The 23,687-nt window shown below is 73.7% G+C and carries 21 protein-coding genes; 15 read left to right on the top strand and 6 right to left on the bottom strand.

Features of this window, described 5'->3' with window-relative positions; genetic code table 11:
• Positions 1 to 219: 219 nt before the first annotated feature.
• The 3 genes from sepH to HS045_RS28780 all read right to left on the bottom strand — a co-directional run bounded on the left by sepH (position 220) and on the right by HS045_RS28780 (position 5,085).
• A complete protein-coding gene (sepH, locus tag HS045_RS28790; RefSeq protein WP_196454662.1) occupies positions 220 to 1,962 on the bottom strand; it encodes a septation protein SepH in 1,743 nt (580 codons plus the stop codon).
• 609 nt (positions 1,963 to 2,571) lie between these two features.
• Positions 2,572 to 3,873, bottom strand: coding sequence for a D-arabinono-1,4-lactone oxidase (locus tag HS045_RS28785; RefSeq protein ID WP_196454660.1), 1,302 nt, complete (start codon positions 3,871 to 3,873; stop codon positions 2,572 to 2,574).
• A 15-nt stretch (positions 3,874 to 3,888) separates the two neighbouring features.
• Positions 3,889 to 5,085 (bottom strand): MFS transporter, encoded by a 1,197-nt coding sequence (locus HS045_RS28780; protein ID WP_196454659.1) that lies wholly within the window; start codon positions 5,083 to 5,085, stop codon positions 3,889 to 3,891.
• A 150-nt stretch (positions 5,086 to 5,235) separates the two neighbouring features.
• On the opposite strand from HS045_RS28780, the gene HS045_RS28775 reads away from it, so the two are divergent.
• The gene (locus HS045_RS28775; RefSeq protein ID WP_307827776.1) at positions 5,236 to 6,561 is read left to right on the top strand and encodes a lytic transglycosylase domain-containing protein; all 1,326 of its coding nucleotides are present in this window, start codon (positions 5,236 to 5,238) and stop codon (positions 6,559 to 6,561) included.
• A 21-nt stretch (positions 6,562 to 6,582) separates the two neighbouring features.
• On the opposite strand, the gene HS045_RS28770 is transcribed toward HS045_RS28775, so the two are convergent.
• A complete protein-coding gene (locus HS045_RS28770) occupies positions 6,583 to 7,551 on the bottom strand; it encodes a ferrochelatase (RefSeq protein WP_196454656.1) in 969 nt (322 codons plus the stop codon).
• Between the two features lie 165 nt (positions 7,552 to 7,716).
• Here HS045_RS28770 and HS045_RS28765 point away from each other — a divergent pair, with 165 nt between their 5' ends.
• Both HS045_RS28765 and HS045_RS28760 read left to right on the top strand, forming a co-directional pair.
• Complete coding sequence (locus HS045_RS28765) at positions 7,717 to 9,699, top strand: prolyl oligopeptidase family serine peptidase (RefSeq protein ID WP_196454655.1); 1,983 nt, start codon at positions 7,717 to 7,719, stop codon at positions 9,697 to 9,699.
• A gap of 213 nt (positions 9,700 to 9,912) precedes the next feature.
• A complete protein-coding gene (locus tag HS045_RS28760; RefSeq protein ID WP_196454654.1) occupies positions 9,913 to 10,707 on the top strand; it encodes an inositol monophosphatase family protein in 795 nt (264 codons plus the stop codon).
• Positions 10,708 to 10,845: 138 nt separating this feature from the next.
• Here HS045_RS28760 and HS045_RS28755 read toward each other — a convergent pair whose 3' ends face one another.
• The gene (locus HS045_RS28755) at positions 10,846 to 11,010 is read right to left on the bottom strand and encodes a hypothetical protein (RefSeq protein WP_196454653.1); all 165 of its coding nucleotides are present in this window, start codon (positions 11,008 to 11,010) and stop codon (positions 10,846 to 10,848) included.
• Between the two features lie 268 nt (positions 11,011 to 11,278).
• Between HS045_RS28755 and HS045_RS28750 the strand changes: the two genes are divergently transcribed.
• The 5 genes from HS045_RS28750 to HS045_RS28730 all read left to right on the top strand — a co-directional run bounded on the left by HS045_RS28750 (position 11,279) and on the right by HS045_RS28730 (position 16,264).
• Entirely contained in the window at positions 11,279 to 11,932 is a 654-nt protein-coding gene (locus tag HS045_RS28750) for a response regulator transcription factor (protein ID WP_196454830.1), read from the top strand.
• Between the two features lie 133 nt (positions 11,933 to 12,065).
• The gene (locus HS045_RS28745; RefSeq protein ID WP_196454829.1) at positions 12,066 to 13,367 is read left to right on the top strand and encodes a HAMP domain-containing sensor histidine kinase; all 1,302 of its coding nucleotides are present in this window, start codon (positions 12,066 to 12,068) and stop codon (positions 13,365 to 13,367) included.
• 271 nt (positions 13,368 to 13,638) lie between these two features.
• On the top strand, positions 13,639 to 13,938 hold the full coding sequence (locus HS045_RS28740; RefSeq protein ID WP_012893211.1) for a DUF4193 domain-containing protein: 300 nt from the start codon (positions 13,639 to 13,641) through the stop codon (positions 13,936 to 13,938).
• A 90-nt stretch (positions 13,939 to 14,028) separates the two neighbouring features.
• Positions 14,029 to 14,835, top strand: a complete 807-nt coding sequence (locus HS045_RS28735; RefSeq protein WP_196454652.1) for a hypothetical protein — start codon at positions 14,029 to 14,031, stop codon at positions 14,833 to 14,835.
• 52 nt (positions 14,836 to 14,887) lie between these two features.
• Positions 14,888 to 16,264 carry a trehalose-6-phosphate synthase gene (locus HS045_RS28730; protein WP_196454651.1) on the top strand — a complete coding sequence of 459 codons (1,377 nt, stop codon included), beginning with the start codon at positions 14,888 to 14,890 and terminating at the stop codon, positions 16,262 to 16,264.
• A gap of 39 nt (positions 16,265 to 16,303) precedes the next feature.
• Here the strand turns inward: HS045_RS28730 and HS045_RS28725 are convergent, their stop codons facing one another.
• Positions 16,304 to 16,600, bottom strand: coding sequence for a DUF4235 domain-containing protein (locus HS045_RS28725; protein WP_196454650.1), 297 nt, complete (start codon positions 16,598 to 16,600; stop codon positions 16,304 to 16,306).
• 107 nt (positions 16,601 to 16,707) lie between these two features.
• Here HS045_RS28725 and valS point away from each other — a divergent pair, with 107 nt between their 5' ends.
• The 7 genes from valS (at position 16,708) to HS045_RS28690 (ending at position 23,651) form a co-directional block, all read left to right on the top strand.
• Entirely contained in the window at positions 16,708 to 19,254 is a 2,547-nt protein-coding gene (gene valS, locus HS045_RS28720) for a valine--tRNA ligase (protein WP_196454649.1), read from the top strand.
• A 361-nt stretch (positions 19,255 to 19,615) separates the two neighbouring features.
• Positions 19,616 to 20,941, top strand: a complete 1,326-nt coding sequence (locus tag HS045_RS28715; RefSeq protein ID WP_196454648.1) for an AI-2E family transporter — start codon at positions 19,616 to 19,618, stop codon at positions 20,939 to 20,941.
• A gap of 131 nt (positions 20,942 to 21,072) precedes the next feature.
• On the top strand, positions 21,073 to 21,303 hold the full coding sequence (locus HS045_RS28710) for a hypothetical protein (protein WP_230885015.1): 231 nt from the start codon (positions 21,073 to 21,075) through the stop codon (positions 21,301 to 21,303).
• Positions 21,300 to 21,743 carry a dUTP diphosphatase gene (gene dut / locus HS045_RS28705; protein WP_196454646.1) on the top strand — a complete coding sequence of 148 codons (444 nt, stop codon included), beginning with the start codon at positions 21,300 to 21,302 and terminating at the stop codon, positions 21,741 to 21,743. Before HS045_RS28710 ends, dut begins: the two co-directional genes overlap by 4 nt.
• Positions 21,744 to 21,783: 40 nt before the next feature.
• Entirely contained in the window at positions 21,784 to 22,443 is a 660-nt protein-coding gene (locus HS045_RS28700) for a DUF3710 domain-containing protein (RefSeq protein ID WP_196454645.1), read from the top strand.
• A 102-nt stretch (positions 22,444 to 22,545) separates the two neighbouring features.
• Positions 22,546 to 22,941 carry an OB-fold nucleic acid binding domain-containing protein gene (locus tag HS045_RS28695; RefSeq protein ID WP_196454644.1) on the top strand — a complete coding sequence of 132 codons (396 nt, stop codon included), beginning with the start codon at positions 22,546 to 22,548 and terminating at the stop codon, positions 22,939 to 22,941.
• 50 nt (positions 22,942 to 22,991) lie between these two features.
• Complete coding sequence (locus HS045_RS28690) at positions 22,992 to 23,651, top strand: DUF3159 domain-containing protein (protein WP_196454643.1); 660 nt, start codon at positions 22,992 to 22,994, stop codon at positions 23,649 to 23,651.
• Positions 23,652 to 23,687 lie beyond the last annotated feature (36 nt).

Below are 23,687 nucleotides of genomic sequence, written 5' to 3'. Positions count from 1 at the left end.
CCGGCTCACCGTCTCCGACTGACGTCTCCGGCCGGCTCACCGTCTCCGACTGACGTCTCCGGCCGGGGCGTCCTCGGCGCGCGGGGGCGGGCTGCCCGCGGCTTCCGGCCGGTCGCCCCCGCACCGGGGTTCCGCGGCCTCTGGTGTCCGGCGTTCTCCCGGGCTCTCCGGGACGGTCCCGGTGCCTCGGCGGTCCCGGCGTGCCGGGCGGTTCTCCGGTCAGTCGGGGCGCCGGGCGCCGAACATGATCTCGTCCCAGGTGGGCACGGACGCGCGCCGTCCCCGGCCGCGCTTGGCCGGGCGGGCCGGCGCCGGCACCGGCTTCGGCGGCTCGGCGGGCTTGTCGACCGGAGGCTTGTCCGCGGCCTTGTCCGCCGCGGGTTTCGCGGTCTCGGCCGACTGCGCCGTGGTCGCCTCCTCCCGGACGGCCTCCGTGACCGGGGCGGCCGGGACCCTCCCGGGTGACCGGTCCGCGCTGACCCGGGCGGCCGGCACCGCGAGGGGAGGCTCCACCGCCGCGGTCTCCTCCGCGGTCTGCTCAGCGGTCTGCTCAGCGGCCTGAGCGGCGGTGATCGGAGACGCGTCGGCCGGCGCGGCGGCCACGTCAGGGGCGGCCGGGGACGGCGCCTTCTTCGCGGGCCCGCCGTCGGGGTCCTGCTCGGCCGGGGCGGATCCGGCGTCGGCGCTGCGCTCCGGCGGCCCGGACGCGACCGGCCCGGGTGAGGCGGGTTCGGCCGGGGCGGGTTCGGGTGAGGCGGGTTCGGACGAGGCGGGTTCGGGTGAGGCCGCCGCGGACGGGGCGGAGACGGGGCGCTCGCCGGGGCCGTCGGCGTCGGCGGCCGGATCCGCGGGGAGTCCGGCGGACCCGGTGGTCTCCGCGGTCGTCACGACCGGCTCCTCGGGCGCCCGCAGGGCGGGGGAGGACTCGGAGGCCGCAGCGGAGGTCTCCCGGAGCGCGGCGGGGAGGACGGGCGGCCCGACCGGTTCGGGAGCGGCCGGATCCGGGGCGCGCAGCGGCGGAACCGAGAGCACGGGCGGGGCCTCGAAGCCCTCCGGGAGCGGGGGCATCGGCGGGCGCCGGTAGGCCGCGGGCGGTCCGGCCGGGGTGGGCGTGGCGGCGGGCTCGATGGCGGGCTCGGCAGCTGGCTCGACCGGGAGCCCCGCCGCCACCGGCGGGAGCCCGGGCACGTCCCGGGCGGGCTCCGGCTCCGGTTCGGCGGGAGTGCGGGCGAGCGGGGAGGCGGCCAGCGGCTCCTGGCGCAGTACGGAGGGGAACGACACGGGCGGCTGGCTCAGCGACTCGGGCACCAGTGGGGGCACCGGGGTGAGCTTGGTGACGACGCGCGGTACGAACGGCGTGACCGTGGTGTCCTCGGCCGGCTCGACGTACTCGCCGGCGGACAGGCGCATGGCCTCGTCGTCGTGCGGGGTGATGTGGCGTCGGCGCGGGTCGAAGAGCCACTCGGCGTGGCGCGTGTGGCCGTTCCACACGAACCCGAGCTTGATCCGCCAGAGGTTGTCCTCCCGCTTGGCGGAGTCCCAGTCGATCTCGTCGGCGGGCACGCCCCGCCGGGTCAGCCGCTCGGTGACCAGCTCGCCCAGCGTGGGACCGGGCGCGGTGGCGTCCGGCAGCCGCACGGTGCAGCGCTGTGCCTGCTGGGCCATGTACTCGCGCTCCTGGAGCACGGGCCCTTCGAACCACCGCACCCGCTCGACGGGGATGCCCGCCGTGGCGGCGATCTCCTCGGCGGTCTCACCGGCGCGGATCCGGGCCTGGATCTCCTTGGGGCGCAACGGGCTCTCCACTTCGATCTCGTACTGGCCGAGACGGGAGAAGTTGCCGCGGACGGCAGCACGGAGCCGGTCGTCGACGGGCAGCGTGAACCGGGTGCCCCGGCCGGCCGTCGCCAGCACGAGATAGGTCCCGTCCTCACTCACCGCGACGAGTCGGAGCTCCTGCATGCGAGTCCCTTCGTCGTGCTCAATCTTCCCCCGGACCCTTGAGTGTCTCGCGTGTGCCGGTTGCCTGCCAGCACCGTACCCGGCATGTCCGAACATAGCCTTGCCGGAGAGGGCTCGCATCGATGTGACGCCAGTCACATTTGCTCTATTCGTCCGATTGTCGGACATTCGCGTGGAGCAGTGGATTCGGGTCCCGGACGGATTCTTCCGAATAACCTCCGGCCTCGTCGCGGACTTCGCGCAAGAGCCGGGAAGCGCCGGGGGCGAGGAGGACGGAGCCGGCGGCCCGGCGGGCGGGGGGACCGGCGGCCCGGCGGGCGGAACGGCCCGGCCCGCCGCGTTCTCCGTCCCCTCCTCCTGCGGCGTCTCCTGGCCGGGACCGGCCGCCGACGGGGCCGGAGCGGCCGGAGGGACCGGGGCGGCGGGCTGCTGGGACCGGCCGGGACGGCGGAGGAAGGTCATCTCCAGGGCTCCTCGGGGTAGAGCGGCGCGGGACACTGCGCAGTGTGCCCCCGCGGGAGGAGGCGGGAGTCGCGTGGACACGCGGGCGCGCCGTTCCTTGGCGGACCCTTGGCCGCCCCCTTGCGGCGCGGGCCGGCCGGGTGCCGCTCAGGGGCCCAGGACCCCGTCCAGGTGGTCGTTGGCGAACAGCCGCTCCGGGTCCAGGCGGTCCCGGAGCGCCAGGAAGTCGGCGAACCGGGGGTAGACGGTGCCCAGGTAGGCGGCGTCGCGGGTGTGCAGCTTCCCCCAGTGGGGGCGTCCGCCGAGCCGCGTCATGATCTCCTCGACGCCCTCGAAGTACGCGGGGTTCGGCGTGGGCCGGTAGAGGTGGCAGGCGAGGTAGGCGGTCTCCCTGCCGTAGGCGGTGGACAGCCACGCGCCGGAGGCGGGGGTGACCCGCACCTCGACGGGGAAGCCGATCCTCCAGCCGCGCAGCTCGATCAGGTCGCGGGTCTCGCGCAGGGCCTGGCCGAGGTGCTCGCGCGCGATGGCGTACTCCATCTCCAGGAACCGCACCTTTCGCACGCTGGTGAAGACCTTGTAGGAGGTGTCGGTGCAGGTGGAGGCCGACAGCGCCGCCGCCGAGAGCGCGTTGATCCGGGGGATCGCGCCGGGGAGGCGGGCGCCGATCCCGCAGAGCGCGCCGAACAGGGTGTTCTCCAGGAACGTGTCGTCCAGCCAGCGTTTGAACGCGCCCGGCGGGTCCGCCGGCCCGGGGCTGCGGTTGTTGCGCTTGGTGAGGCAGGTGTCGGTGTGCGGCAGCCAGAAGAAGTCCAGGTGCTCGTTGCCGGAGGTGAGGGCGTCGAGGGAGTCGAGGATCCCGCTCAGCGCCATCGGCTGCCGGGTGCTGCGCAGCAGGAACGACGGCTCCACCCGGAAGGTCACGGAGGTCAGCACGCCGAGCGCGCCCAGTCCGACCCGGGCGGCGTCGAACAGGTCCCGCTCCGCCCGGTCGGCGGCGTCCGCGCGGACCGTGGCGACCTCGCCGCCGGCGAGCACCATCTCCAGTTCGAGCACCTGGTCGGCCAGGCCGCCGACGTCGCGGCCGGTGCCGTGGGTGCCGGTCTGGATCGCCCCGGCCAGCGTCTGGGCGGTGATGTCGCCCATGTTCGCCAGCGCCAGGCCCCTGCGGTGGAGCTCTTCGTTGAGGACCCGCAGCGGGGTGCCCGCCGCGGCCGTCACCCGGCCGTCGCCCACCCGCAGGATCCCGGTCAGCCCGTCGGGCCGGAGCAGCAGGCCGTCGGTCAGCGCGACGCCGGTGAACGAGTGCCCGGTCCCCGTCATGCGCACCCGCCGCCCCGACGCGGCGGCGTCCCGTACGGCGCGCACCACGTCCTGCACGGAGGAGGGGGTGCGGACCTCGGCGGGCACGACGGACTGGTTGCCCGCCCAGTTACGGAACTCGCGCATGAACGTGAACGATACTCATGGTTTCTGTCCGGCAACAGGGGTCCGCAGCCACGTGGAGCCCGCGACGCCGACGGCCGCGGCCAGCAGGGCGCACAGCAAGGGGAAGGCGTAGGCGTTGGAGGCGCCGAACAGGTCGGTGAGCCGCCCCGCGGCCCACGCGCCGAGCGCCACGCCGAACCCGATGGCGGTGGAGAGCCAGGACATGCCCTCGGTCAGCAGATGGGCCGGGACCAGCCGTTCGATCAGCGCGTACCCGGTGATGATCGTGGGGGAGATCGACAGGCCGGCGACGAACAGCGCCGCGGCCATCACCCGCAGGTCGCCGGCCAGGAGGACGGGGGTGAGCCCGGCGGCGAACGCGCCCAGGGCCCGGACGAACCGGCCGCGCAGGGACAGCCGCCAGTGCCGCGCGCCGTACCAGAGCCCGGACACCAGGCTCCCGGCCGCGACCGCGGACAGCAGCAGCCCCCCGGCGGCCGGGACGCCGCGCTCCTCGGCGAACGCCACCGTGATCAGGTCCACCGAGCCGAAGACCGCGCCCATGCCCAGGAAGACGCAGGACAGCAGGACGACCCCGGGGATCGTGATGGGCGTGCCGGAGTGCGCCGCGTCCCGGCGGACCGGCGGCTCGGAGCCGCGCTGCAGGGCGAAGGCGAACGTGCCGGTGAGCGCGCAGACCACCACCACGACCAGGCCCACGTAGGGATTGACCATGGTGGCCAGGGAGGTGGCGAGCGCCGGGCCGGCGACGAAGATGACCTCGTCGGCGACCGACTCGAACGAGAACGCGGTGTGCAGCCGGTCCGATCCGCTCAGCACGTGGGCCCAGCGGGCGCGCACCAGCGCGCCGAGGGAGACCGCGGACGCGCCCGCCACCAGGCCCGAGGCGAACAGCGTCCAGACGGGCGCTCCGGCCCGCGCGCAGAGCATCAGCGCGATCAGCGCGCTCCCGTGCGCGGCGGTCAGCGGGACGATTACCCTGGCCTGACCGAACTTGTCCACCAGGCGTCCGGAGAAGGGCGCGGCGACGGCATAGGAGACGCTGACGGTGGCTGCGACCGCGCCCGCCATGCCGTACGACCCCGTCAGGGTCTCGACGAGCACGATGATGCCCAGTCCGAGCATCGACATCGGCATCCGCCCGACGAAGCCCGAGATCACGAAACCCTTGACGCCGGGTGTGCTGAACAGCTCCCGGTACGGCCCGACCACCGATTCTCCCCTTCCGCACGCCCCAGGCGTGGATCGCGCTGACGATGTCGCACCGAACGGCAGCCCGGCAAGTGATTTTCCCTGCAACGGTGTGCTGCATGGCCTGCTGAGGCAAACGTGACCGGACGCCAGAGTCTTCCCAGGTTGCGAGTGTTCTTGGTGATTCTGGCGGGACTGGTCGCGCTGACCGCCGCCGTGGGGGCGGCGGTGGTGGCGGTCCGGCCCGCCGGGCCGGAGCCGGCCCCCGAAGCGGTCGCCGGCACGGCGGACGCCGCCCGCGCCGGCGTCGCCGACCTGCGGGAGCTCTCGCCGCGGAGGGTCGCCACGGCGACCGCCTCCGCCCCGGCGGTCCGCGCCACGGCAGGCACGGGAGACACGGCAGGCACGGCAGGTACCGGGGACGCGGGAGGTACCGGGGACGCGGGAGGTACCGGGGACGCGGGATCCACCGGGGACACCGGTGCGGCCCCGACCCCGCCCCGGCTGCTGGTGATCTCCCGCTCCACCCTGCCCCGGCAGACCAGGGACGACATCGCCGGACTGGAGCACGTCCGGAAGGTCGACGCGTTCGACGGCGGAGCCGTACGGGTCTCCGGGGTCGGGCTGAACCTGCTCGCGGTGGACCCCGCCCGCTTCCGCGCGTGGGCGCCGAAGGCGGTGGCGGCCGAGCAGGGCGTGTGGGACGCGCTGGACCGGGGGGAGCTCGTCGCCGACGGCGCGGCGGTCCGGCGCCTCGGGCTGCTCCTCGGCGCGCACTACCAGGTGGACGGCGGGCCCCGGCTCCGGGTCGCGGCCTCGGCCCGCTTCGGACTGCCCGGCGTGGACGGTCTGGTGGGGCGGGAGACCGGGCGCCGGCTGGGGCTGCTGCCCGGCGTGGCGCTGCTGGTGCACGGCCCGGCGAAGGCGACGGACGCGCTCGGCGCCGGGGTGCGCAAGCTGCTGGGCCCGGGAGCGCAGGTCGTGCCGCTGGGTGCGGACGCGGGCGGTACGGGCGGCGCGGCGCGCGCGAGGGCGGGCACGGGGGGCACGGCGGGCACCGGAACCGGGACGGGTACGGTTCCCCGGCCGCAGGCGGCGCGCCGGGCGGCGGTCGGGCGGCCCGGCAGCTACCTGGAGCTGTACCGGAAGGCGGCGGAGGTCTGCCCCGGTCTGTCGTGGACCGTGCTGGCCGCGATCGGCCAGGTGGAGAGCTCGCACGGGCGTAACAACGGCCCGTCCTCGGCGGGCGCGCAGGGACCGATGCAGTTCATGCCCGCCACCTGGAAGGCCTACGGCGTGGACGGCGACGGCGACGGCGTCAAGGACATCTGGAGCCCCTACGACGCCGTCCCCGGGGCGGCCAACTACCTGTGCGCCAACGGCGCGGGCCAGGGCGGCAGGAAGCTGGAGAAGGCCGTCTGGTTCTACAACCACTCGTGGTCGTACGTCAGGAAGGTCCTGGGCGTCGCCGAGGCCTACGCCCGCGCCTACCCGTGACGGCGCCCGCCTGACCTGCGCCTACCCGTGGGCGCGGCGGCGCGGCGGCGCGGGGCAGCAGCCGGGCGGGCAGGCCGGCGGCTCCGGCTCGGCCAGCAGCTCGCCGACCACCGCGACGAAGCTCGGGTGGGTGCCCACGGTCGCGGCCCTGGCCATCGGGAGGCCGAGCTCCCGGGCGAGGTTCGCCGCCTCCACGTCGAGGTCGTAGACGACCTCCATGTGGTCGGAGACGAAACCGATCGGGACCAGGACCACCGCCGGGGCGTCGAGCCCGCGCAGGTGGTCGCAGACGTCGGGCTCCAGCCACGGGACGTGCGGCGGGCCGCTGCGGCTCTGCCAGACCAGGTCCCACGCGCGGTCGCCGCCCAGTCCGGCCACGACCAGGGCGGCGGCCTCGCGCAGCTGCGCCTCGTAGGCCCCGCCGTCCGGTCCGGACGTCGCGGCCATCGAGACCGGGACGCTGTGCGCGGTGAAGACCAGGCGCGCGCCGTCGCGGTGCTCGGCGGGCAGCCGGTCCAGGGCCTGGCGGGTGTGGTCGACCATGGCCGCCACGAATCCGGGCCGGTCGTAGTAGTGCGGGAGCTTGACGACCTCCGGGGCGCCCTCGACGGCCGCGCGGGCCAGGGCGATGTCGTCGAGGTACTGCCGGCAGGCGGAGTAGGAGCTGTAGGCCGAGGTCACGAAGGCCGCCGCCCGCTTCACCCCGTCGGCGGCCATCCGCCGGATCGTGTCCTCCAGGTAGGGGTGCCAGTTGCGGTTGCCCCAGTAGACCGGCAGGTCGATGGTCGGCTCGACGGCGGCGATCAGGTCGCGGCACTGCTGGTTGATCGGGCTGACCCCGCCGAAGCGCTGGTAGTGCGCCTCGACCTCCAGCAGGCGCTCGCGCGGGATGTCGCGACCCCGCACCACGTTCTCCAGGAACGGCATCACGTCGTCCGGCTTCTCCGGACCGCCGAACGAGACGACGAGCAGCGCGTCGTAACTCCCCACAGCACTCCCCACGGTTCCCACGGTGACCACGGCTTTCATCCAACCGTATGCCGGGCGTGCCTCGTGCACCGCCCTGACAGGTGATTCGTGCCGGACCGCCGCGCGGACGCACGGACCGGCGCCCGATGGAGCGGTAGGTTCGGGAACGTGACCCCTTTTTCTGACATGCGTGACTACGTCGGTGTACCGCGGCTGCTCTCCCTGCGGCTCTCCCCGGACGGGACCCGCCTGGTGGGCGTGGTGCAGTCCCTCACCCCGGACGGCCGGAGCCACGGGACGTCGCTGTGGGAGATCCCCCTCGACGGGCGCGCGCCGTACCGGCTGACCCGGTCCGTCAAGGGCGAGGCCGGCGCCGAGTTCACCGCCGGCGGCGACGTCCTGTTCGGCTCCCGCCGCCCCGACCCGACGGTCAAGGACCCCGGCGACTCCGACGGCGAGGTCCCCGCGCTCTGGCTGCTCCCGATGGGCGGGGGCGAGGCCCGCCAGGTCGCCTCCCGGCCCGGCGGGATCGCCGGCTTCGCGACCGGCGGCCCCGTCGTCGTCTTCGGCTCCGACGTGCTCGGAGGCGACGAGGCCACCGAGGCCGACCGGCGCAAGGCCCGCAAGGACGCCGGGATCAGCGCGATCCTGCACGAGGGCTACCCGGTGCGCCACTGGGACCACGACCTGGGGCCCGGCGAGCCCCGGCTGTTCGCCGGCGTCCTCGGCGGGGAGCGGCTGGCCGAGGTCAGGGACCTGACCCCCGAGCCGGGCAGGGCGCTGACCAACGCCTCCTACGAGGTGGTCCCGGACGGCGGCACGGTCGTCACCACCTGGACGGTCCCGCTGCCGGGCGGGGAGCAGCGCACCGAGCTGGTCGCGATCGAGACCGCGGACGGCGGCGCCCGCCGGGTCCTGGCGAGCCGGGACGGCCACGACTTCGAGGGCCCGATCGCGGTCTCGCCCGACGGCCGCCTGGTCGCCTGCGTGCGCAGCAGCCACGCCTCCGTCACCGAGATCCCCGAGGTCACGCTCTGGATCGTCGACCTGGCCACCGGCGAGGGGCACGCCGCGGGCGGCGGCCTGTGGCCGTCGGACGTGGTGTGGGCCCCCGACTCGGCCGCGCTGTACGTGGCCGCCGACCACCTCGGCCGCCGCCCGGTCTTCCGCGTTCCGGCCGACGGCTCCGCGCCGGTACGGCTCACGGCCGACGACGCCGCCTACTCCTCGCTCAACGCGGCCCCCGACGGGGGCGTCTACGCGCTGCGCAGCGCCGTGGACCGGCCGGCCGGCCCGGTGCGGATCACCACCGGGGGAACCGCGGCCGGCGCGGTGGAGGAGCTGCCCTCCCCGGCCCCCGCGCTGGAGTTGCCCGGCACGCTCACTGAGGTCACCGCGACCGCCGACGACGGCGCGCAGATCCGCGCCTGGCTGGTGCTGCCCGAGGGCGCCTCGGCGGAGCACCCGGCGCCGTTCCTGCTGTGGATCCACGGCGGCCCGCTGTCCAGCTGGAACGACTGGTCCTGGCGGTGGAACCCGTGGATCATGGCGCGGCAGGGCTACGCCGTCCTGCTGCCCGACCCGTGCCTGTCCACCGGCTACGGACCCGAGATGATCCGGCGCGGCTGGGCGGACTGGGGCCCGCGCACCCACGCCGACCTGATGGCGATCACCGACGCCGCGCTGGAGCGGCCCGAGGTCGACGCCGGGCGGACCGCGGCGATGGGCGGCTCCTTCGGCGGCTACATGGCCAACTGGGTGGCCGGGCACACCGACCGGTTCAAGGCGATCGTCACGCACGCCTCGCTGTGGCACCTGGACCAGTTCGCCGGGACCACCGACGCCTCCATGTACTGGCAGCGCGAGTTCGGCAGGCCCGGCACCGAGCTGTACGGCACGCTCTCCCCGCACCTGTCCCTGGAGGAGATCACCACGCCGATGCTGGTGATCCACGGGGACAAGGACTACCGGGTGCCGATCGGCGAGGGGCTGCGCCTGTGGTGGGACCTGCAGCGCACCGGAGTGGAGTCGAAGTTCCTCTACTTCCCCGACGAGAACCACTGGGTGCTCAAGCCGGGCAACGCGGTCGTCTGGTACGAGACCGTGCTCGCCTTCCTCGCCCAGCACGTCCTCGGCCAGGAGTGGAGGCGGCCCGAGTCCCTATCGTGAACGCCGTCGTGAACGCCGTCGTGAGCCCTGCCGTGCGCTGCCGTCGCGCTGCGGCGGGCACTGCGGCGGGCACTGCGGCGGGCACCGCGGCGGGCACTGCGGCGGGCGCGCCGTCGTGAGCCCCGGGGAGCGCCGCCGAGAACCCGGTGCGGCGGGCGGGTCCGCCCACCGGGCACGATGGGGCCGACGAGTGCGTGAGGATCGGGGGACGACATGATGACTGCCGAGGACTTCCTGGAGCTGGCGGAGCGGATCGCCCGCGAGGCCGGGGCGATGCTCCTGGCCGAGCGGCCGGCCCGGCCCGAGGTGCTGGCCACCAAGAGCAGCCCCACCGACGTGGTGACGGCGCTGGACCGGGCCTCGGAGGAGTTGATCCGCGCCAGGATCAAGGAGGTCAGGCCGGACGACGCGATCCTCGGCGAGGAGGGCGGCGCCACCGGTGAGGGACGGGTGCGCTGGGTGGTCGACCCGATCGATGGCACGGTCAACTTCCTGTACGGCGTGCCGGAGTGGGCGGTGAGCATCGCGGTGGAGGTCGACGGCGAGGTCGTCGCGGGCGTGGTGAACATCGTGCCCCGGGGCGAGGTCTTCACCGCGTCCAGGGGCGGGGGCGCGTGGCTGGCCGGTGAGCGGCTGCGCTGCAACAGCGGGGTGCCGCTGGAGCAGGCGCTGATCGCCACCGGCTTCGGCTACGAGCCCGGCCGGCGCGCGGTCCAGGCCGAGGTGCTGGCGCACGTGCTGCCGCGGGTGCGCGACATCCGGCGGGGCGGCTCGGCGGCCTCGGACCTGTGCGCGCTGGCCGCCGGACGGGTGGACGGGTACTACGAGCGGGGCCCGCAGGACTGGGACTACGCGGCGGGCGGGTTCATCGCCACCGAGGCGGGGGCCAGGCTTGGCGGGTTGCACGGCAAGCCGTGCAACCCGGGGCTGACGCTGTGCGCGGCGCCGGGCCTCTTCGAGGAGCTGCACGACCTGTTGGCCCCGCTGGATCCCGAACGGGACGCCTGACCCGCGCTCCCACGAGAGGCCTGATCCGCGGACCCGGCACGGGACCGACGCGCGGGCCCGGCACGGGACCGACCCGCGGGCCCGGCACGCGGAAAGGCGCCCTCCCCCTGAGCGGGGGAGGGCGCCTTTCCGCGGTCGTCAGGGCTGGAGCGGGATGCCGTTGTCGGTGGCCAGCCGGCGGAGATCCTCGATCTCTGCGGTGAGCGTGTCGGCGAAGTAGTCGTCACCGGTGGACCTGGCCTCCTGCAGGTTCCGGTAGGCCTGGTCGAGGCGGTGTTCGATCGTGGTCGTGAACTCGCCCATCTCACCTTCTCTCTCACGGGGTCCGAAGGGCGTTCGGCACAAGGGTGTAGGACCGCTGTACCCCGTGCCCGGCATGTCCTAAACATGCGTGTGCGATACCTCACCGGCGGTGTCCCCGTCGTGGTGAGGGTCTTACCGCAGGCTTACGCGCACTGCGGTGACAATGGGGCGACGGCGGAAGACCGTCCGGCGGCACGGGTTCTCCCGGGCGTCCCCCGGTGTTCTCCGACGTTTTCCCAGAAGTTCTCCGATGGAGGTGTCAGAGGCCGTGCGGGTGCTTGTGGTTGAGGACGAGCGGGTGCTCGCGGACGCGATCGCGACCGGGCTCCGGCGCGAGGCCATGGCCGTGGACGTCGCCTACGACGGCGCCGGCGCGCTGGAGCGGACGGGCTACATCGACTACGACGTGATCGTGCTGGACCGGGACCTGCCCAAGGTCCACGGCGACGAGGTCTGCCGCCGCCTGGTGGCGGAGCGGACCGCCTCCCGGATCCTGATGCTGACCGCCTCGGGCGACGTCGACGACAAGGTGGAGGGACTGGGGCTGGGCGCCGACGACTACCTGGCCAAGCCGTTCGTCTTCATCGAGCTGGTCGCCCGGGTCAGGGCGCTCGGCCGCCGCTCGGCCCCGGCGCTCCCGCCGGTGCTGGAGCGCTCGGGGATCCGGCTGGACCCGGGCAAGCGGCTGGTGACCAGGGACGGCGTGGAGGTCGCCCTGACCAAGAAGGAGTTCGCGGTCCTGGAGGAGCTGATGCGCGCCGAGGGCGCGGTCGTCAGCCAGGAGGACCTGCTGGACAAGGCCTGGGACGAGAACATCGACCCGTTCACCAACGTGGTGCGGGTGACCATGATGACCCTGCGGAAGAAGCTGGGCGAGCCGCAGGTGATCGAGACGGTGCCCGGGGTCGGATACCGGCTGTGAGCGGGTGCTGCGAACCGCGTGCCGGTGCGCGGCGGGGACGGGGGATGTCGTGAGCGGGGCTCCGGATGAGCGGCCGGCGCAGGACCGGGGGCGGCCGGCGGAGGAGATCGGCCAGGCCGTGCCGACCCACCCGATGATCAGCCCGCACTCCGAGCGCGGGGCACGCGGGACCCCGCAGGCGGTGGCCGCCGGCCGTCGGGCCGGGACTCCGCCGCCGCCGAGCGGTCCGCCCGCCTGGGACGGGCCGCCCCCGGTGGGGGCCTCGCCGGTACGGGTCCCCCTCCTGCACCGGGTGAAGACCGTCACCGACCGGGTCAGCGTCCGATGGCGGCTCACGCTCACCTACGGCGCGCTGTTCTTCGTGGCGGGCGCGCTGCTGCTGTTCGTGATGTACGTGATGGTCGCCCAGTCCATCAGCGTGGCGTGGCCCTCGGCCGACGACAGCCTCATCTACCAGCCCGGCGAGGAGTGGATCGCCAAACGGTGGTGGGCCGAGCACCGCAACGGCGCGATCTACGTCGCCCAGAAGCACATGCTGACCAGGTCCCTGCTGGCCCTGGTCGGGGTCGGCATCCTCGCGCTGATCATCGGGTACGTCGTCGCGGACCGGGCGCTCAAGCCCATCCAGAAGATGACCGCCACCGCCCGCACGCTCTCCGACTCCACCCTCGCCCACGAGCGCATCGGCCTCAAGGGCCCCAACGACGAGCTCAAGGAGCTGGCCGACACCTTCGACGCCATGCTGACCCGGCTCAACGTGGCGTTCGACACCCAGCGCCGGTTCGTGGCCAACGCCTCGCACGAGCTGCGCACCCCGCTGACGATCAACCGGACCGTCCTGGAGATCGCGCTGGGCGATCCCGAGGCGTCGGCGGACCTCAAGGCGCTGGGCCGCACCCTCCTGGAGGTCAACGCCCGCAACGAGCGTCTCATCGAAGGACTGCTCCTGCTCGCCCGCAGCGAGCGCGAGCTGAGCGTGCGCAAGCCGGTGGACGTCAAGGAGGTGGCCGAGACCGCGGTGGAGCAGCTCGCGCCGCGTGCGGAGGAATCCGGCATCACGGTCGTCGCCGAGCTGAGAACGGCCGAGACCGTCGGCGATCCGGTGCTCCTCGAACGGTGCGTGGCCAACCTGGTGGAAAACGCCATCAAGCACAATCTCCCGGAATCCGGAAAAGTCTGGGTGCGAACGGGAATGGTGGAAGGCGCGTTGGTTGTTCAGGTGGCCAATACGGGGCCGCACGTCCCCGCGTACGAGGTGAACAGCCTGTTCGAGCCGTTCCGGCGGCTCAACGCCGACCGGGTCGATTCGGCCAAGGGGGCGGGACTGGGGTTGTCCATCGTCCGAGCGGTCGTGCGGGCTCACGGGGGCAACGTGGCCGCCGTCCCCCGGGACGGGGGCGGTCTCGTGGTGACCGTGAGACTTCAGCCGCGTTGATCCGGCGGGGGGCGTCTCGCTCGCGCCGTACATGTGGTTGGATGTGCCGTCGAACACGGTGGTGCATGCTGCCAATGCTGTGGTTTACGCCATATTTGGCTAACCATGCCCATTGGTGGCGGGTCCCTCGCGTGTGAGGAGGTTCAGCGACCATTCCGGCGGGGTACCCACGTAGGAATCTCTCCGTCGGTTCGGGCACAAGACGGACCTCTCGTACGTTACAACGCGCAAGCGAGCGCAGACACATAGATGAGGGGGATGGAGCAGACCGATGGCTACCGACTACGACAGCCCACGCAAGACCGACGACGACCTCAACGAGGACAGTCTTCAGGAACTGCAGGCGCGCCGTACCGACAAGTCCTCGGGCAGCATCGACATCGACGAGACCGACCTCGCCGAGTCGCTCGAGTTGCCGGGTGCCGACCTGTCGAACGAGGAGCTCTCGCTCCGGGTGATCCCTCGTCAGGCCGACGAGTTCACCTGCGCGCGTTGCTTCCTGGTGCATCACCGCAGCCAGCTCGCCGTCGAGAGGAACGGCCAGCAGATCTGCCGGGAGTGCGCGGCCTGACGACCGTTCCGACGGCCTGTCCGAAGGTGTGTCCCCTCGCCCAGGGGTAGAGGGCCGCGACCGAGGACAGCCTTGAGGAGGTTCCGCGACATGACGTCGGAGAACGAACAGACCGGTGCCGGGTCGGCCGGCTCCACGGCCGGGGAGCCGGCCGGCGCACCGGAGCACGAGGTCGCCGAGCTCGTCGGCAGGCTCGCCGAGCCCGGTGCGATGGACGGAGCCGAGCGGCGGCGGCTGCTCGGCCGTCTGACGGCGGCGCTCGCCGACGGCGCACGGAAGGCCAAGGCGTCCGGGACGGGCCGGGGCCGCTGGCTCGCGGACGTCTTCATGGCCGTGGCGCCCCGCATCCCCGTCCGCGACCTGGCCACCCTCTCCGCGCACCACCACGGGCTCGTCGCGGAAGAGCTCGCCGACGACCTCGCCCGCACCGCGGCCAAGGCCACCATGGCGGTCGGCGCGATCGGCGGAGCCCTCGCGGCCGCCGAGTTCGCCGCCCCGCCCCTGCTGCTCTCCGCCCCCGCCCAGCTCGTGGCCGAGACCCTCGTGGTCGCCGCGATCGAGGTCAAGCTCATCGCCGAACTCCACGAGGTGTACGGCGTGCAGGTCCCCGGCACCGGCGCGCAGCGGGCCGTCGCGTTCGTGACGGCCTGGTCCAAGCAGCGCGGCGTGGACCCGCTGACCCCCGCCTCCGTCACCATCGCCCTGGGCACGGCCGCCAAGACCGCGCTGCGCAACCGGCTGATGCGCACGCTCGGGCGGCACCTCACCACGTTCGGCCCCTTCCTGACCGGGGCCGTGGCGGGCGGCGCGCTCAACCGGGCGGCCACCAGGAAGCTGGCGGTCACGGTCCGTGACGACCTGCGCCGCCACCGTGCTCTACCGTCCGGAAAGTCATAAAATCACCTAAATGGGGTAGTTGCTGGAGTAAGCCAACTATCTGGAGGATTTTGTGACGAGCACGAGCTCGTTCCTGATCGTCGCCAACCGTCTCCCCGTCGACCGGGTCGGAGACGACATGTGGCGGCGCAGCCCCGGTGGACTGGTCACCGCGATCGCCCCCGTGCTGCAGCGCAGAGAGGGTGCCTGGATCGGCTGGCACGGCGCCCCCGACGAGCGGCTCGACCCCTTCGACCACGACGGCATGCACCTGATCCCGGTGCCGCTGTCGCACCAGGAGGTCGAGCTCTACTACGAGGGCTTCTCCAACGCCACCCTCTGGCCGCTCTACCACGACGTGGTCGCCACACCCGTCTACTCCCGGGTCCTGTGGGACGCCTACCGCACGGTCAACGAGCGCTTCGCCCGGGCGGCCGCCGAGGCCGCCGCGCCCGGCGCGGTGGTCTGGGTGCAGGACTACCAGCTCCAGCTGGTCCCCGCGATGCTCCGCAGGCTCCGCCCCGACCTGCGCATCGGCTTCTTCCTGCACATCCCGTTCCCGCCCGGCGAGCTCTTCCAGCAGCTCCCCTGGCGGCGGGAGATCCTGGAGGGCCTGCTCGGCGCCGACCTCGTCGGCTTCCAGCGGCCCGGCGGGGCGTCCAACTTCGTCCGGCTCTGCCGGCGCATGCTGGGCATGTCCCACCAGAAGCACGAGATCTACACCGAGGACGGCCGGACGGTGCGGGCCGGGGCGTTCCCCATCTCCGTGGACTTCGGCGAACTCGACTCCCTGGTCCGCGAGCCGCACATCATCGCCCGGGCCGGGGAGATCCGCGCGGAGCTGGGCGAGCCCGAGCACGTCCTGCTGGGCGTGGACCGCCTCGACTACACCAAGGGCATCGGCCAGCGGCTGAAGGCCTTCGGCGAGCTGCTCGCCGAAGGCGCGGTCAAGCAGGGCGAGGCGGCCTTCGTGCAGATCGCGACGCCCAGCCGCGAGCGGGTCGAGGAGTACATCCGGCTGCGCGACTCGATCGAGCTGCAGGTCGGCCGGATCAACGGCGAGCAGGGGGACCTGGGCCAGCAGCCGGTCCAGTACCTGCACCAGTCCTACGGGCGCGACGAGCTGGCCGCGCTGTACCTGGCGGCGGACGTGATGGTGGTGACGCCGCTGCGCGACGGGATGAACCTGGTCGCCAAGGAGTACATCGCCTGCCGCAACGACCTGCGCGGAGCGCTGGTGCTCAGCGAGTTCGCCGGGGCGGCCGACGAGCTCCGCCAGGCGTTCATGGTGAACCCCTACGACGTCGACGGGCTCAAGCGGACGATGCTGGCGGCCATGCGGGCCACGCCGCACGACCTGTCGCGGCGGATGAGGTCGCTGCGCCGCCGGGTGGCCACCTACGACGTGGACCACTGGGCCAAGGAGTTCCTCACGGCCCTGGAGGCCTGAGCACGAGGGCCGGCCCCGGGCCGGCCCTCGGCGGGTCCCTCAGTCGACGACGTCGCGGGCGGCGTCCTTCAGCGCCCGCCAGGCGTCGTAGCGCCTCCTGGCGGTGCGGGCCGCCACGATCTGCGCCACCTGCATGCCCACGCCCATCACCACGGCGTAGCCGATCGCCTCGGCGAGACCGACGTCGAGGGAGTCGTGGTCCGCCGGGGGCTTTCTGCCCGTGGTCTTCTCCCAGGCGATCCCTAGGACCTTCTTGGCCGCCCAGGCCGTGGCGAACCCCACCAGGCCGCCGACGGCCTTCCACGCCAGGTCCTGCTTCTCCTTCTCGTCGGTCACAGTGCTCCTCCTCCTCGACGGCGGCGCCGTACCCGATGATTCCCCTCGGATAACGAACACTAGTCTCCTTCGGCGGCGGATCAGGTGAAGCCGTACCATTGGGCGGCATGACGAACCAGCGATCGCGCCGTGCGCCCATGCCCGAGAAACCGACTCTCGCCGGCCTGGAGTCCGTATGGGCGGGCCGCTGGGATGCCGAGGGCACCTACCGCTTCGACCGCTCGCGCACGCGGGACGAGGTCTTCTCGATCGACACCCCGCCGCCGACGGTCTCCGGATCCCTCCACGTCGGCCACGTCTTCTCCTACACCCACACCGACACGGTCGCCCGCTTCCAGCGCATGCGCGGCCGCGAGGTCTTCTACCCGATGGGCTGGGACGACAACGGCCTGCCCACCGAGCGGCGCGTGCAGAACCACTTCGGCGTGCGCTGCGACCCGTCCGTCCCCTACGACCCGGACTTCCGGCCCCCGGCCGAGCCCGGCCGGCAGCAGGTCCCGATCAGCCGCCGCAACTTCATCGAGCTGTGCGAGAAGCTCACCCTCGCCGACGAGAAGGCCTTCGAGGAGCTGTGGCGGCGGCTGGGCCTGTCGGTCGACTGGTCGCTGGCCTACGCCACCATCGACGGCCGCGCGCGGGCGGCCTCCCAGCGCGCGTTCCTGCGCAACCTCGCCCGCGGCGAGGCGTACCTGGCCGAGGCGCCCACGCTCTGGGACGTCACCTTCCGCACCGCGGTGGCCCAGGCCGAGCTGGAGGACCGCGAGCACCCCGGCGCGTTCCACCGGATCGCCTTCACCGCGCCGTCGGGGGAGCGGGTCTGGATCGAGACGACCCGGCCCGAGCTGATCCCGGCCTGCGTCGCCCTGGTCGCCCACCCGGACGACGAGCGCTACACGCCGCTCTTCGGCACCACGGTCCGCACCCCGCTGTTCGGGGTCGAGGTGCCGGTGCTCGCCCACCGCCTCGCCGAGCCCGACAAGGGCTCCGGCATCGCGATGATCTGCACCTTCGGCGACGTCACCGACGTCGTCTGGTGGCGCGAGCTGGACCTGCCCACCCGGGCGGTGATCGGCTGGGACGGCCGGATGCTGCCCGAGCCGCCGCAGGGCGTGCCCGCCGGGCCGTACGGCGAGCTGGCCGGCAAGACCGTGCACTCCGCCCGGGAGCGGATCGCGGAGCTGCTGCGGGCCTCCGGCGAGATGGAGGGCGCGCCGAGGCCGGTGAAGCGGGCGGTGAAGTTCTTCGAGAAGGGCGACAAGCCCCTGGAGATCGTCACCACCCGCCAGTGGTACATCCGCAACGGCGGGCGCGAGCGCGGGCTGCGCGAGGCGATGCTGGCCCGGGGCGCGGAACTGGCCTGGCACCCGCCGCACATGAAGGCCCGCTACGACAACTGGGTCGAGGGCCTGGCGGGCGACTGGCTGATCTCCCGGCAGCGCTTCTTCGGCGTGCCGATCCCGGTCTGGTACCCGCTGGACGCGGACGGCGAGCCCGACCACTCCGCGCCGATCGTCCCGGACGAGTCCGTGCTCCCGATCGACCCGGCCGCCGACGTGCCGCCCGGCTACACCGAGGAGCAGCGCGGCAAGCCGCACGGCTTCGCCGCCGACCCCGACGTCATGGACACCTGGGCCACCTCCTCGCTGACCCCGCAGATCGCCGCCGGCTGGGAGCGGGACGACGACCTGTTCCGGCGGGTCTTCCCGATGGACCTGCGCCCGCAGGGCCACGACATCATCCGGACCTGGCTGTTCTCCACCGTGGTCCGCTCCCACCTGGAGCACGGCGTGCCGCCCTGGCGCAACGCCGCCCTGTCCGGCTGGATCCTGGACCCCGACCGCAAGAAGATGTCCAAGTCCAAGGGCAACGTCGTCACGCCGATGCACCTGCTGGAGGAGTACGGGTCCGACGCGGTCCGCTACTGGGCGGCCGGCGGCCGTCCCGGCACCGACACGGCCTTCGACACCGGTCAGATCAAGGTCGGACGCCGTCTGGCGATCAAGATCCTGAACGCCTCGCGGTTCGTCCTGGGCTTCGGCGAGGCGGACGCGCAGACCCGGGCCGCCGAGGTGACCGAGCCGCTGGACCTGTCCATGCTGGCCCGGCTGGACGAGGTGGTCCGCGAGGCCACCGAGGCGTTCGAGGCGTTCGACTACGCCCGGGCCCTGGAGCGGACCGAGCGGTTCTTCTGGGAGTTCTGCGACGACTACCTGGAACTGGTCAAGGCCAGGGCCTACGGCGGGGATCCCGGGCACTCCGGCGGGGCGGCCTCCCGCTCGGCCCACGCGGCGCTGCGCGAGGCGCTGGACGTCGTGCTCCGGCTGTTCGCGCCGTTCCTGCCGTTCGTCACCGAGGAGGTCTGGTCGTGGTGGCGGGAGGGCTCGGTCCACCGGGCCGCCTGGCCCGAGCCCGCCGCCCTCGGCGGGGATCCGGAGCTGCTCCCGGCCGTGGCGGGCGTCCTGGGCCGGGTCCGCCGGGCCAAGTCCGACGCCAAGCGGTCCATGCGCGCCGAGGTCTCCCGGCTGACCGTCCGCGGCGCCGGGGCCGGGCTCCTGCGGCGGGCGCAGGACGACCTGTGCGGCGCCGGAGCCGTCGAGGAGTTCGTCCTGGAGCCCGGCGAGGGCGAGCTCACCGTGGAGGTGGCCCTGGCCTGACGGCGGGGCGCACCCGGCGGCACGCGACTCTGTCCTCCCCGCGTCCTTCCCGCCGGCCGTTCCCGGCGTACGGTCGAACCACGACAGGTGAGGGAGGACAGAGATGACGCCAGGATGCGGCAGTTGCAGCTGCTACCTCGAGGACCGGGTGATCTCCGGGCCGCCGGGGGAGCGCTGACCCGGATCCCGCGGGCGGGGGCCGGCCCGGCCGGTCGGCCCCCGCCGTTCCGGTCGGCGGCCCCCGCCGTTCCGGTCGCCCCCCGCCGTTCCGGTCGGCCGCTCCCCGCCGTTCCGGTCCCCGGATTCCTCGCTGGGCGATAACCCCGCGCGTTCGCGGGCGGAGCGTGCCAGTCTGGAACCCGTGATCTCCGACCGGGAACGTCTGACGCAGCTGGTGCCCCGTACGCTGCTCCGCCTGGCCGTGTGGAGCCTGTGCCTGATCATCATCGGCTGGGCGGTCTTCTACGCGGCCTCGTTCGTGGGCACCCTGCACATCGTCATGCTGCCGGTGGCCATCGCGCTGCTGCTCACCGCGCTGCTCTTCCCGATCACCCGCAGGCTCCGGCTGATGGGCATGCGGCCGATCTACGCCACGTGGACCACCATGCTGATCGCGCTCGCGGTGCTGGGCGGCACCGGATGGATCATCGGGGTGCGGGCCAACGAGGAGTTCCCCCGCCTGCTCGACCAGGTGCAGGCGACCGCCAGGACGGTGGAGAACTGGCTCTACACCGGCCCGCTGCACGTGCAGCCGAACCAGCTCTCCGACTGGGTCGGACAGCTCACCGAGCTGATCAACGTGCAGCGCGCGATGATCACGACCACGGTCCTCACCGGCGCCACCGTCGCCCTGGAGGTCCTCGCCTCGCTCGTCCTGATGCTGTTCGTCACCTTCTTCCTGCTGAAGGACGGCGACCGGATCTGGGCCTGGTTCCTGCGGGCGTTCGGCTCGGCCGCGCCCCGGGTGGACCGGGCCGGGCGGGCCGCCTGGGTGACGCTCTCCCACTACGTCCAGGGGACCGTGGCGGTCGCGGCGGTGCACGGCGTCATCATGGGCATCGTGCTGGCCGGGATGGGGGTGCCGCTCTGGGCGCCGCTGGCCGTGCTCATCTTCCTGGCGAGCTTCATCCCGATCGTCGGCATCTTCTTCGCCGGGGCCGTCGCCACCCTGGTGACCCTCGGCGCCCAGGGCCCGATCTACGCCCTGGTCTTCCTCGGCATCCTGCTGGTCGAGCAGCAGCTGGAGAACCACGTGCTGCAGCCGCTGATCGTCGGCCGGGCGGTGAACTTCCACCCGCTGGCCATCATCCTGGTCCTGGCGGTCGGCGGCATCATCGCGGGCATCGCCGGCGCCGCGGTGGCCGTGCCGATCGCCGCGGTCGTCTACCGGGCCGTGCCCGAACTCATGAGGGGCGCACCGGCGGCCCTGCCGCCGGCCGCGCCGCATCCGCCGTCCGCCGCGGTGCCGGGACCGGTACAGACCGCCGCGGTGCCGGGACCGGCGCCGGACGCCGCGGTGCCGGGACCGGCGCCGGACGCCGCGGTGCCGGGACCGGTGCAGGACGCCGCGGTGCCGGGACCGGTGCAGGACGCCGCGGTGCCGGCGCCGGCGCCGGACGCAGCGGAGCCCGCGCGCCGCGGGCCCGGCTCGCCCGCGGATGACGGGCCGCCGCAGTCCAGCGGGTAACGTTCTCCCCCGTGACCCGTTCCGCCCTCACCGCTCCTCCGCCCGGTGCGACGCCGCCGGGGCCGTTCCCCGGGGCGCCCCCGCCCGGCTCCCCGCGCGGCCGGAGACCGGCCGCCCGGCACCGTTCCCCGGTGGGACCGCGCTTCCCCGGGGACACCACGCCGCACCTGCGCGCCCGGTGCACCGGTACGTCCGGCCGGAAGGCATATCGTGAGGCGGAGGGACGGATCGGCGCCCCGGAGGGTCCGGTCGCCGTACGCGCCGCCGCCCTCCTCATCGAGGCCGGCGTGGAGCACTCCGCCGAGCACGGCGATGCCCGGGCCGTCCTCGCCGCGCACCATGAGTACGAGGTGAATCCGTGACCCACCAGGTCGAGGTGCTGATCCACCGGCTCGACGCCGGGCTGCCGCCGCCGTCCTACGCGCATCCGGGCGACGCCGGGGCGGACCTGCACACCGCGCAGGACGTCGACCTGCTCCCCGGCGAGCGGGCCACCGTGGGCACCGGAGTGGCGATCGCCCTGCCCGACGGCTACGCCGCGTTCGTCCACCCGCGCTCCGGCCTGGCCGCCGAGCACGGCGTGACGATCGTGAACGCGCCGGGCACCGTCGACGCGGGCTACCGGGGCGAGATCAGGGTGACGCTGCTCAACACCGACGCCAAGAGCGCGGTACGGCTGCGCCGGGGGGACCGGATCGCGCAGCTCGTCGTGCAGAAGGTGGAGCGGGCCGCGTTCTACGAGGTGGACCGGTTGCCCGGATCGGCGCGCGGCGCCGGCGGGTTCGGGTCCACGGGCCGCTGACGTCTCAGCGGCCGCTGACATTCCAAGGAGCGTGAGGAAGATGTTCGGACGTCGCCGTCGCGAGGAGACCCCGGCCGCCGCCGTCGAGGAGGCCGCCCGGGAGCCGGTCCGCGAGTCAGGCCCGTGGGACTCCGCGGAGCCGCACCCCGAGCGGGAGCGGGTCGACCTCGGCGGGCTGCGGGTGCCGGTCGGGCCCGGGTTCGAGATCCAGCTGAACCTGGCCGGCGACCGCATCGTGGGCGCGGTCGTGCTCGCGGGGGAGAGCGCGCTGCAGGTGCAGGCGTTCGCGGCGCCCAAGCGGAACGGCATCTGGGACGACGTCCGGGCCGAGCTGGCCGCTGCGGTCAAGAGCGCCGGAGGCACGGCCGAGGAGCGGCAGGGGCCGTTCGGCGCCGAGCTGGCCGCGAAGGTGCCGGGTGAGGGCGGCCCGCAGCCGGTCCGCTACCTCGGGGTCGACGGGCCGCGCTGGTTCCTGCGGGCGGCGATCAGCGGGCGCGCCGCGCTGGACGCCGAGGCCGCCGGGATCCTGGAGGACGTCGTACGGGACATCGTGGTGGTCCGCGGCGACGAGCCCATGCCCCCGCACGAGTCGATCGAGCTGCGCCTGCCCCCCGAGGCCCGGCAGGCGATGGACCGGCAGGCGGAGGCGCCCGACCTCAACCCGTTCAAGCGCGGCCCGGAGATCGCCGAACTCCGCTGACGGTCCGGCGGCGTCCGTGCGCCGGACCGCCGGCGGTCCGCGGCACTTCCCCGGCGGGGCGGGTCGCGTACCCTGAGGCGATATGCGGGTTAAGGAGAAGGCGTGAGTTCGCAGGAGCCGCTCAGACAGGGCGGATTACGGGGCTTCCTCCGGCGGCTGACGACGAGTCGGTCCGAGCTGGAGGCGGACGAGCTGCGCCAGGAGCTCGACCGGGAGGTGGGCGCGACGCCCATCGCGGCGTGTGCCGGCCGCCGCCGGTTCTGCGTGACGGGTACACTGCGGACGGTGACCCTCCGGCCGCGGGGCGGCGCGCCCGCGCTCGAGGCGGAACTCTACGACGGCTCGGACGTGATCGACCTGATCTGGCTCGGCCGCCGGAGGATCGCGGGCATCGAGCCGGGCCGGATGGTGCTGGCCGAAGGACTGGTCAGTCTGCAGGACGGCCGGAAGGTGATGTTCAACCCGCGGTACGAGCTCCGGCCTACGGGCGGGGCGTAAGGGGACAGATGAGCCCGGAACCGGCGAGTGGGAAAGCAATGGAAGAGCAGATGACCACCACCGAGCAGGCGGCGCACGACACGGTGGAGGCCGCGATCCGGTCCCAGCTCGCCAAGGCGTTCGGCGGGATCCGGGGCGTGGTCGAGGCGGCCGTGCCGACCGCCGTCTTCACCGTGATGTGGGTCGTCACGTCCCGGCTGCAGCTCTCGCTGGTCGTCAGCGCCTCCACCGCGGTGGTCCTGCTGGCGGCCCGGCTGGTCCAGCGCTCCACCCCGCAGTACGTGATCAACAGCCTGATCGGCATCGGCATCGGCTGGTTCTTCGCCTCCCGCACCGGTGAGGCCAAGGACGTCTACCTGCCCGGCATCCTCTACAACGCGGGCTACGCCGTGGCGATGCTGATCTCGATCGTCACCCGCTGGCCGGTGGTCGGCTTCCTGATCGGCTCGGTCACCGGCGACCCGACGGCCTGGCGCGGCGACCCGGCCGTCGTGAGGCTCTGCTCCCGCCTCACCTGGCTGCTGATGATCCCGTGCGTGGTCCGGGTGGCCGTGCAGGGGCCGGTCTACCTGATCGGCGGGAACGACGCGGTGGCCGAGCTGGGGATCCTCAAGATCGTGATGGGCTGGCCGCTGCAGATCGCCGCCCTGGGCGCCATGGTGTGGCTGCTGGCCCGCGGGCGCACCCCGGTCCGGCCTGCGGCCTCCTGACCGGCGGCCCTCCCGGCCCGCTCCCGCCGAAAGGGC

The sequence above is a fragment of the Planomonospora sp. ID82291 genome, assembly GCF_015711645.1.
Classification (GTDB): Bacteria; Actinomycetota; Actinomycetes; order Streptosporangiales; family Streptosporangiaceae; genus Planomonospora.
Note: the sequence above shows the minus strand (reverse complement) of the source record. Positions and strands in the feature narration are given on the sequence as shown.

Bases quoted from the DNA above. Each gene is read 5' to 3' on its own strand.
- HS045_RS28735 (WP_196454652.1), top strand. From the start codon at position 14,029: ATGACGTCGGAGAACGAACAGACCGGTGCCGGGTCGGCCGGCTCCACG.
- HS045_RS28745 (WP_196454829.1), top strand. From the start codon at position 12,066: ATGATCAGCCCGCACTCCGAGCGCGGGGCACGCGGGACCCCGCAGGCG.
- valS (WP_196454649.1), top strand. From the start codon at position 16,708: ATGACGAACCAGCGATCGCGCCGTGCGCCCATGCCCGAGAAACCGACT.
- HS045_RS28760 (WP_196454654.1), top strand. From the start codon at position 9,913: ATGATGACTGCCGAGGACTTCCTGGAGCTGGCGGAGCGGATCGCCCGC.
- HS045_RS28700 (WP_196454645.1), top strand. From the start codon at position 21,784: ATGTTCGGACGTCGCCGTCGCGAGGAGACCCCGGCCGCCGCCGTCGAG.
- HS045_RS28755 (WP_196454653.1), bottom strand. From the start codon at position 11,010: ATGGGCGAGTTCACGACCACGATCGAACACCGCCTCGACCAGGCCTAC.
- HS045_RS28690 (WP_196454643.1), top strand. From the start codon at position 22,992: ATGACCACCACCGAGCAGGCGGCGCACGACACGGTGGAGGCCGCGATC.
- sepH (WP_196454662.1), bottom strand. From the start codon at position 1,962: ATGCAGGAGCTCCGACTCGTCGCGGTGAGTGAGGACGGGACCTATCTC.
- HS045_RS28740 (WP_012893211.1), top strand. From the start codon at position 13,639: ATGGCTACCGACTACGACAGCCCACGCAAGACCGACGACGACCTCAAC.
- HS045_RS28765 (WP_196454655.1), top strand. From the start codon at position 7,717: ATGCGTGACTACGTCGGTGTACCGCGGCTGCTCTCCCTGCGGCTCTCC.
- HS045_RS28785 (WP_196454660.1), bottom strand. From the start codon at position 3,873: ATGCGCGAGTTCCGTAACTGGGCGGGCAACCAGTCCGTCGTGCCCGCC.